Here is a 1,646-nt window from a genome sequence, read left to right as displayed (position 1 = left end):
GTAATGAGAAGGTCGGGGGTTCGATTCCCCCAGGCGGCTCTGTGCTCCACCAGTCGGCCCGCGATCATCATCGGCGGTTGCAAAGAACTTCGAAATCGGCACCGCGAGGACCTGTGCAATACGGTCGAGTTCATCAATGTCGAGCGCATCGCGGGCAGCCTTCGGATTCAATTTCCGATTCAGCGTGGACTGTGAAATGCCGGTGGCCTTGGCCACGGCCAATTGGCTTGCGCCTGCGCGGGCGATCTCCGCTCGGACTTCCGCGGCTACACGAGCGCGCACAGACGTCCTATCGGACAATTCGATCACGTTGCTCATAGGCAACACTGTAACCCGTGTATGAGTTAACGCAACCCTCATATGGGTGAAGATCCCGCACGTGTGCCAATTAACACTCGCAAGTTAGCACGTTTACCCACATGTGGGCAGCGTGTTGCTTGACAACTACCCACATGTAGGTAACAGTCTCTATCTGTGAGTGCAGAACCCTTGAGTGGGGCAGTGCCGGACGTGGTACGAGCCGCAATCGCCGAGGAAGTGCGTGCCTACATGGCACGACGCCGGCTCTCCCAAATGGCCCTCGCGGACCGGACCGGTATTTCCAGCTCAACGCTGTCCCGCCGACTGCTTGGCGAGTCAGATTTCACGGTCGGGGAGCTATATCGCATCGCCCAGGTGCTCGGCACTGACCTCGTAACCCTTCTTGGCACAAAGGCCAGCGCATGAGCCGAATCCCTGATCCTGGAGCTCCGGCAGGCACCTTCAGCGCCCTGGGGATTGGTGCCGAGCTGGCAATGCAGCTTTTCCACCATCGCGGCGTCGCGCTGCGCGCCGTTCTCCTCGACAACGAACCGTGGTTCGTCGCTGCAGATGCATGCCGGATGCTCTCCCTCCGCGACACCACTTCGGCAATGAAGATGGTGGACGCAGACGACAAGCAAGGTTTGCGCAGGTCAGATACCCCGCAGTTATTCAAGGGTATGGCCCCGCAGGTCCAAATGATGACCGTGGTCAACGAGTCGGGCCTGTACTCACTGATATTCCAGAGCACCAAGGATGAGGCGAAGGACTTCCGTCGCTGGGTGACCAAGGACGTCCTGCCTGCGATTCGCAAGAGCGGTACCTATTCGCGCTACCCCGCAGCCCCGCAGCAGCTCCCCTCGAAGCGTGAACTTGCGCAATGGGTGGTGGAGGCCGAAGACCGCGCCGCTTCGGCTGAGGCGCGCGCCGCCGAACTGGAACCGTCCGCGGTGGCCTGGGATCGCCTGCATGAGCTGGGCGCTGACTACGAGGTGGCGGACGCAGCGAAGATCCTGTCGCGTGACCCGAATATCGAGATCGGCCGTAACCGCCTGTTTGAGTTCATGCACGACCAGGACTGGATCTTCCGCGGCCGGCACAACTGCTGGAAGGCCTACCAGGACCAGGTCGACCTCGGCCGGCTGAAGCATCGCCCAGGGGGCGAGTACTTCCACAAGCCCAGTGGTGAGTACCGCACTGGCGACCCGACCATCCTGATTACCGCGAAGGGTCTCGCCGAGCTGCGCAAGCTGCTCGGTGGTACCCCCGGCCAACTGTCGTTGGTCAGTGCGTCATGACCGCGGCCATCAACACTTTCGGTCTGCCGCTGGCGCTCGGCGCTGCGC

3 protein-coding genes are annotated in these 1,646 nt (G+C 61.5%); 2 read left to right on the top strand and 1 reads right to left on the bottom strand.

The features are described from left to right. Positions 1–318: helix-turn-helix domain-containing protein (locus AWB94_RS30220; protein WP_165766697.1), on the bottom strand; the 318-nt coding region annotated here is incomplete at its 3' end. Positions 319–474: 156 nt separating this feature from the next. Between AWB94_RS30220 and AWB94_RS36375 the strand changes: the two genes are divergently transcribed. Continuing rightward, entirely contained in the window at positions 475–726 is a 252-nt protein-coding gene (locus tag AWB94_RS36375; protein ID WP_133058228.1) for a helix-turn-helix domain-containing protein, read from the top strand. Then, positions 723–1,598, top strand: coding sequence for a phage antirepressor KilAC domain-containing protein (locus tag AWB94_RS30210; protein WP_085122565.1), 876 nt, complete (start codon positions 723–725; stop codon positions 1,596–1,598). Before AWB94_RS36375 ends, AWB94_RS30210 begins: the two co-directional genes overlap by 4 nt. The last annotated feature ends 48 nt before the right edge of the window (positions 1,599–1,646 follow it).

This window comes from Mycolicibacterium canariasense (assembly GCF_002101555.1).
Lineage (GTDB): Bacteria > Actinomycetota > Actinomycetes > Mycobacteriales > Mycobacteriaceae > Mycobacterium > Mycobacterium canariasense.
The sequence above is the reverse complement of the archived record's forward strand: the minus strand, read 5'-3'. Positions and strand labels throughout refer to the sequence as shown.

Bases quoted from the DNA above. Each gene is read 5' to 3' on its own strand.
- AWB94_RS30210 (WP_085122565.1), top strand. From the start codon at position 723: ATGAGCCGAATCCCTGATCCTGGAGCTCCGGCAGGCACCTTCAGCGCC.